Annotated in this window: 5 protein-coding genes; 1 reads left to right on the top strand and 4 read right to left on the bottom strand. The window is 67.9% G+C overall.

Going from position 1 to position 6,328, the window contains the following annotated elements; translation table 11 throughout:
• Nucleotides 1-65: 65 nt before the first annotated feature.
• The 4 genes from ABE473_RS18685 to ABE473_RS18670 all read right to left on the bottom strand — a co-directional run bounded on the left by ABE473_RS18685 (nucleotide 66) and on the right by ABE473_RS18670 (nucleotide 3,540).
• Complete coding sequence (locus ABE473_RS18685) at nucleotides 66-944, bottom strand: EamA family transporter (RefSeq protein ID WP_346490524.1); 879 nt, start codon at nucleotides 942-944, stop codon at nucleotides 66-68.
• Nucleotides 945-1,026: 82 nt separating this feature from the next.
• Entirely contained in the window at nucleotides 1,027-2,109 is a 1,083-nt protein-coding gene (locus ABE473_RS18680; protein ID WP_346490525.1) for an alpha/beta hydrolase, read from the bottom strand.
• Nucleotides 2,106-2,957, bottom strand: coding sequence for an AraC family transcriptional regulator (locus ABE473_RS18675; RefSeq protein ID WP_346490523.1), 852 nt, complete (start codon nucleotides 2,955-2,957; stop codon nucleotides 2,106-2,108). The genes ABE473_RS18680 and ABE473_RS18675 overlap by 4 nt, the downstream gene beginning before the upstream one ends.
• Nucleotides 2,958-3,060: 103 nt before the next feature.
• A complete protein-coding gene (locus ABE473_RS18670; RefSeq protein WP_346490522.1) occupies nucleotides 3,061-3,540 on the bottom strand; it encodes a VOC family protein in 480 nt (159 codons plus the stop codon).
• A gap of 429 nt (nucleotides 3,541-3,969) precedes the next feature.
• On the opposite strand from ABE473_RS18670, the gene fhuE reads away from it, so the two are divergent.
• The gene (gene fhuE, locus ABE473_RS18665; protein WP_346490521.1) at nucleotides 3,970-6,147 is read left to right on the top strand and encodes a ferric-rhodotorulic acid/ferric-coprogen receptor FhuE; all 2,178 of its coding nucleotides are present in this window, start codon (nucleotides 3,970-3,972) and stop codon (nucleotides 6,145-6,147) included.
• Nucleotides 6,148-6,328 lie beyond the last annotated feature (181 nt).

Here is a 6,328-nt window from a genome sequence, read left to right as displayed (position 1 = left end):
CCTCATGATCCACCGGTACTGCGGAGCCGGCCAGCGGCCGGCACTACCGATACCAACGCGCGCGATTACGCCGGCGCACCCGGCAACGGCACCACCGCACGTTTCGCGGTCACCGTACTGCCGACCGAGGCCACCACCGTGCAGCCGATCGCCGCCCACTGCAGCGGGGTCAGGTGTTCGGCCAGCAACCCCATCGCCAGCAGCGCCGCGACCGCCGGCTCCATGCTGATCAGGATGCCGAAGGTCTCTTTCGGCAACCGCTTCAGCGCCATCATCTCCAGTGACATCGGAATCGCGCTGGACACGATCGCCACGCCGAGGCCGAACAACAGGATCTTCGGATCCAGCAGCGCCATGCCTGCATGCGCCACGCCCACTGGCACCACCACCAACGCCGCCGCGCACAGACCCAGCGACACCGTATGCCCGGCCGGCAGGTGGCCGGCACGCTTGCCGAAGATGATGTACATCGCCCAGCACACGGCGGCGCCGAGGGCGAACATCACCCCGACCGGATCCAGCGGCTCGCCATGGCCCAACGGCAGCAGCAGCAACAGCCCGACCAGCGCACAGCCGACCCACACAAAGTCGACCGGCCGCCGCGAGGACCACATCGCCACCGCCAACGGCCCGCAGAATTCGATCGCCACCGCGATGCCGAACGGGATCGTGCGCAGGGCCATGTAGAACAGCAGGTTCATCACCCCGAGCGTGATGCCGTAGCGGATGATCGTGCCAGCGTCCGCACGGGACGTGGTCCAGCGCCACGGCCGGAACACCATCAGCAGCACCAGCGCCGAGAACCCCACGCGCAGTGCGCTGGTGCCCTGCGCGCCGATCAGCGGGAACAGCTGCTTGGCATACGAGGTGCCCACGGCCAGCGAGGTGACCGAGCCGAGCACGGCCAGGGCGGGAAAGAAGGAAGAGAGGCGGGAGGTCGACATCCGCACAGGATATTGCGGATCGTCGGCCGACGCTGCTCTCCCGCTGATCCTGAGGGCTGCCTGGACGGGGCACGCCCCCGCATCAGCGCGTGGCCGACAACGCCGCGTCGAACAAGGCCCTGGCTTCGGTGATCGCGGCGCCGTGCGTGGCGTTCTGGTCGGCCGCCACCTGGCACAGCGCACCGACGCGCGTCTTTCCGAGCGCGGTGCAGCTGGACAGGAAATCGTAGTGACCGACTGCCGGCAGGATGGTCAGCCTCGCCTTCGGAAGTGCCGCGGCCGCGACCTCGCTGTTGGTGGCGGGCGCTGCCACCGTGTCGCCCGCTCCGACGATGATGGAGACCGGCGACGGCACCTTGCCCAGTTCCTCCGGCGCGAAGGCCTGCACCATCGCCGGGGCGATCAGGAACACCGCGCGGACAGCCGGGAGCGCGCGATCGTCTCCCGCCTTGGCCACCCACGGGGCGAGTTCGGGGGTGGCCGCCACGCTCATCCGGCGCGTCAGCGTCAGCGTCGGGTTCTCCGCCTGCGGCGCGCAGACCCCGTCGGCGGGATGCGCGCGGCAGAACGCCAGCAGCCGCTGCACATCCGGGCGTGCACCCGCGGCAACCAGGGCAGTGAACCCACCCGCCGAATAGCCCGCGATGCCAAGCCGCGTGCTGTCGATGTCCGTCGCCAGCGCGGGGTCGGCCTGTACGGCAGCCAGTGCGGCCGCGAGGTCATCCGCGCGGTTCCACATCAGGATGCTGCCCGCTTCGGTCATCGGGTCCACGCCGTTGTTGCCGGGATGATCCACCGCGATCACCACATACCCTGCGCGCGCCATCGCGGTGCCAAACCAGCCCATCATCCGTGCGCTGCCGCCGTTGCCGTGCGAGAGCAGCAGGACCGGCCAGCGTCCTTTGGCCATGGCGGCATCGGCGGCGGCCGTGCCCACCTCGAACAACGGCGCGCCCGGCGGGCCGATCGTCAGCGCGGTTTCCTGCGTACCGGACCGGGCCGGGTACCACACGGTATAGCGCACGCTGTCGCGGTGGTCGGCATCGCGCACGGCCGCACTCGGCGTATGCGCGATGCCGTGGCGCTCTCCGACCGGCAGCGCGGCGGCCACGGCAAACGTGGGCAGGCAGAGCCACAACAGCGCAGCACAGCAACGGGCGGTCATTCGCATGGGTCGATCTCCTTGGGGGGCAGCGTGTCGGCCAGGGGCAGCCAGATCTCCACCCCGCCGTGGCCGCTGCGGTCATCGAAGCGTGCGTCGTAGCGCTCCAGGTCCGGTGCCTCGGCCAGGGTCAGGCCGGAGCCCGGCAGATAGTCGTTCAACAACCAGAACCAGGTGGAACGGATCGCCGAAATGTGCCCGGCGTGCCAGGCCACCAGGTATTCGCGGGGCGCAATCGAGATCGCCTGCCAGCCTGCGGGCACGGGTGCGGCGGCACGGATCTCCACCCCGGCGATGTAGTCGAAGCCGCCGTCGGCATCATTGTTGCCGCACACCCCATATGCGATCTCCGCAGCCAGGCCATGCGCCTCGCCCAGGCGCTGCCACTGCGAGGGAATCGATGCGACGGTCGCGGACGTATGGCGCGCACCGATACCGGCGACGCGCAGGGCACCGCGGTACGCGCGATGCGGCTCGATCACGCAGGGGGTGGCGGTGTCGTCCAGCTTCAAGGCCTCCACCAGCGTCAGACCCCGCAGCCCCTGCTCGCGGACCTGCTCGGGCGAGCGCCCGAACTGCTCGGAGAACGCGCGGGTAAATGCCGCATGCGAGCCGTACCCGGCGGCCATCGCGACACCGAGGATGTCACCGGCGCCGGCCGCCAGCTGGCGTGCGGCCTCGGTCAGCCGGCGCCCACGCAGATAGCGCACCACCGAGGTGCCGGTGCCGAGCTGGAACAGGCGCGAGAGATGGAACGGGGACAGCCCGACCACGCCGGCGATATCGGCCAGCGACGGGTTTTCAGCGAAGTGGCTTTCGATGTACCACAGGGCCCTGCGTGCCGCACCCATACCGCCAGATCCATGCCGATGAACGGGTCCGCAGCGTAACCCAGCGCGCGGCGTGTCATTTGATCGTTCTTGCTGTCCGCTGCCGCTCGCCGCGCGGGCCGCCTCAGCCCTTCACCGCGGCCTCGATGGCCGCCACGTCGATCCTGCGCATCGTCATCATCGCCTCGAACGCGCGCCGGGCCACGGCAGGGTCCGTGCTGGTCACCGCATCGGTCAGTACCCGCGGAGTGATCTGCCAGGACAGGCCCCACTTGTCGCGGCACCAGCCGCAGGCGCTTTCCTCGCCGCCGTTGCCGACGATCGCGTTCCAGAGCCGGTCGGTCTCGGCCTGGTCATCGGTCGCGATCTGGAAGGAGAAGGCTTCGCTGTGCTTGAACGCCGGGCCGCCGTTGAGCCCCAGGCAGGGAATGCCGGCGACGGTGAAATCGACGGTGAGTACGTCCCCCTGCTTGCCGGAGGGGAAGTCGCCCGGTGCGTGATGCACCGCGTGCACCGCACTGTCCGGGAAGGTGGCGGCGTAGAACGTGGCGGCCTCCAGCGCGGTGCCGTCGAACCAGAGGCAGATCGTATTCTTGCTGACCATGGGCATCTCCTGCAGCCGAGGAAGGCGGCCTGGCATGCGCGGGCCGCCGGATCGCGCGGAGGCTAAGGCTGTCCACCCAGCGCAGGCCCAGGGTAGCGACGCAGCTGTTAACCCAGCGCGCGGGCACCTCCGGCGACCCACCCGGCGCGCCTGCGCCCGCAGAGGCTCGGCAGCGGGAAGTATGAATACGAGAGGGCCCCGACTTGCCGGCCTTGCGCAATGGTACCGATGGCCGATGCGGTTGATGATGCGAATCATTGCTATTACCATAGTGTGATCCGGGTCGCGTAAGGGATGCGCGCCCGCGAACAGTTATCGAGCCCGCGTCGGGTCCACGCCCCCCGCCAGCCGCTGCCTGCCCCCACTCCGCTCCGCCGCAGGCCACCCAGGACGCCGGCCATGCGCGTTGCCGAATTTCTGGAAACGCCGATGACCCGCTCCGCCCACGTGCTGCCCCGCCCGTCGATGCACCGCCGCCCGCTGCCGCAGGCCTTGATGGTGGCCCTGTGCACCTTCGCCGTCGCGCCTGCCTTCGCGCAGGACGCTGCCGCTGATGCCACCACCCTGGACAGGATCGTGGTCAAGGGCGAGCGCGCCGAAGGCTATTCGGTCCGCAGGACCTCGGCCGGTACCCGCTTCGATCTCGCCCCGCGCGAGATCCCGCAGTCGGTCAGCATCATCAGCCACCAGCGCATCGAGGATCAGAACCTCGATGACATCATCGACGTCCTCGCCAACACCACCGGCGTGAGCAGCACCCAGTCCGATACCGAGCGCACCGAGTTCTACGCGCGCGGCTTCTACATCGACAGCTACCAGTTCGACGGCCTGCCGACGCAGATGGTGCAGAACTGGAGCTACGGCGATTCCGGCCTGGACCTGGCCCTGTATGACCGCGTGGAAGTGGTGCGTGGCGCCACCGGCCTGCTGTCCGGCGCCGGCAACCCGTCCGCCTCGGTGAACCTGATCCGCAAGCATGCCGACAGCGCCGAGCTGACCGGCAATGTGTCGGTCAACGTCGGCAGCTGGGGCCGCACCCGCAGCACGGTGGACGTGACCACCCCGCTGAATGCCAGCGGCTCGGTGCGCGCGCGCGTCATCGGCAGCTACCTGGACACCGAATCGCAGATGGACCGCTACGACCAGCACAAGACGCTGGGCTATGCGGTGATCGACGCCGACCTGACCCCGGACACCCAGCTGAGCGTGGGCTACGACTACCAGCAGAAGCGGGCCAACGGCGCGACCTGGGGTGGCTTCCCGATGCTGTTCTCCGACGGCACCTCCACTGGTTATGACGAATCGTTCAATCCCAATCCGGGCTGGACTTACTGGGATACGACCAGCAAGCGCCTGTTCGCCACGTTGGAACACGCCTTCGCCAACGACTGGAAGGTCAAGGTTGGCGCCTCCCATGACAAGACCAATGCCGATGACAAGTTGTTCTATCCGGCCTACAACGACTGGGTGACCGGCGCTTCCAACTTCGACAAAAACACCGGCGCAGGCGTAGTGGGATCGGCCGGCTTCTACAATACAGAGCGCAAGGTCAATGCCGTAGATGGCTATGTGGAAGGCCCGTTCCAGCTGTTCGGGCGGGAACATCAGTTCATGGCCGGGCTGAGTTACAACAAGCGCGATTTTGCCAATTACGGTGACTACCAAGGCACAGTGGACAATCCTCGTTGGCAGCCACTGGACAGCTACCTGGGATGGACGGGGAACTTCCCTGAGCCTGTCTGGAACCCGCTGACGCTCGCGAGCGAAGGCACCATCACCCAGAAGGCTGGCTACGTCGCCACCCGCCTGTCGCTGGCCGATCCGCTCAAGCTGATCCTGGGCGCGCGTTACACCGACTGGAACAGCGAAGGTGAAGGCGCCGACCGTTCGCACAAGGTCACCACCCCGTATGCCGGCCTGGTGTTCGACATCAACGACACCTACTCCACCTACGCCAGCTACACCGAGATCTTCCAGCCGCAGACAGCGCGCGACCGTAGCGGCAGCTACCTCGATCCGGTGGACGGCAAGAGCTACGAAATCGGCGTCAAGGGCGCATGGTTCGACAACCGCCTGAACGTCTCCGTCGCTGCGTTCCGCATCGAGCAGGACAATGTCGCGCAGATCACCAGCGAGCCGATCGTCAGCCGTCCGGGTGAGTTCGCCTACATCGCCGCGCGCGGCACGGTGAGCCGTGGGTTCGAGTTCGAACTCAATGGCGAACTGGCGCCGGGCTGGAACGCGACCTTTGGCGCCTCGCGCTACGTGGCCAAGGACATCAACGACGCGGACATCAACACCAACCTGCCGCAGACCACGATCAAGCTGTTCACCAGCTACACCCCGCAGTCGCTGACCGCGCTGACCGTCGGCGGCGGTGCCAACTGGCAGAACGGGATCTACTATCCGGTGCCGGCGTATGGCCGCATCGAACAGGGCGGCTATGCGCTGGTCAGCGCCTTCGTGCGCTACCGCATCTCGCCGGCGTTCAGCGTGCAGGCCAACCTCAACAATCTGCTGGACAAGACGTACTTCTCGCAGATCAACGGGTACGGTGCGTATGGCGATGGGCGCAATGGCGGCCTGACGTTCACCTGGTCGTTCTGATCGAGCATTGATCGCAACGCGTCAACAGGGAGAGCCGGGCATTGCCCGGCTCTTTGTGTTTTGCACGATGCGCAACGGACGCGCGGCGCCGCATGGCCAGACCCCGGTAGTGGGGGGCGGGGGGGCGGCGCCCCCCCACCGCAATGCAAACCGCACGAGGGGGGGCGCCCGCGCGGGCCCC

The organism is Stenotrophomonas sp. TWI700, assembly GCF_039673645.1.
Lineage (GTDB): Bacteria > Pseudomonadota > Gammaproteobacteria > Xanthomonadales > Xanthomonadaceae > Stenotrophomonas > Stenotrophomonas maltophilia_AA.
The sequence above is the reverse complement of the archived record's forward strand: the minus strand, read 5'-3'. Positions and strand labels throughout refer to the sequence as shown.

Bases quoted from the DNA above. Each gene is read 5' to 3' on its own strand.
- ABE473_RS18685 (WP_346490524.1), bottom strand. From the start codon at position 944: ATGTCGACCTCCCGCCTCTCTTCCTTCTTTCCCGCCCTGGCCGTGCTC.
- ABE473_RS18680 (WP_346490525.1), bottom strand. From the start codon at position 2,109: ATGACCGCCCGTTGCTGTGCTGCGCTGTTGTGGCTCTGCCTGCCCACG.
- ABE473_RS18675 (WP_346490523.1), bottom strand. From the start codon at position 2,957: ATGGGTGCGGCACGCAGGGCCCTGTGGTACATCGAAAGCCACTTCGCT.
- ABE473_RS18670 (WP_346490522.1), bottom strand. From the start codon at position 3,540: ATGGTCAGCAAGAATACGATCTGCCTCTGGTTCGACGGCACCGCGCTG.
- fhuE (WP_346490521.1), top strand. From the start codon at position 3,970: ATGACCCGCTCCGCCCACGTGCTGCCCCGCCCGTCGATGCACCGCCGC.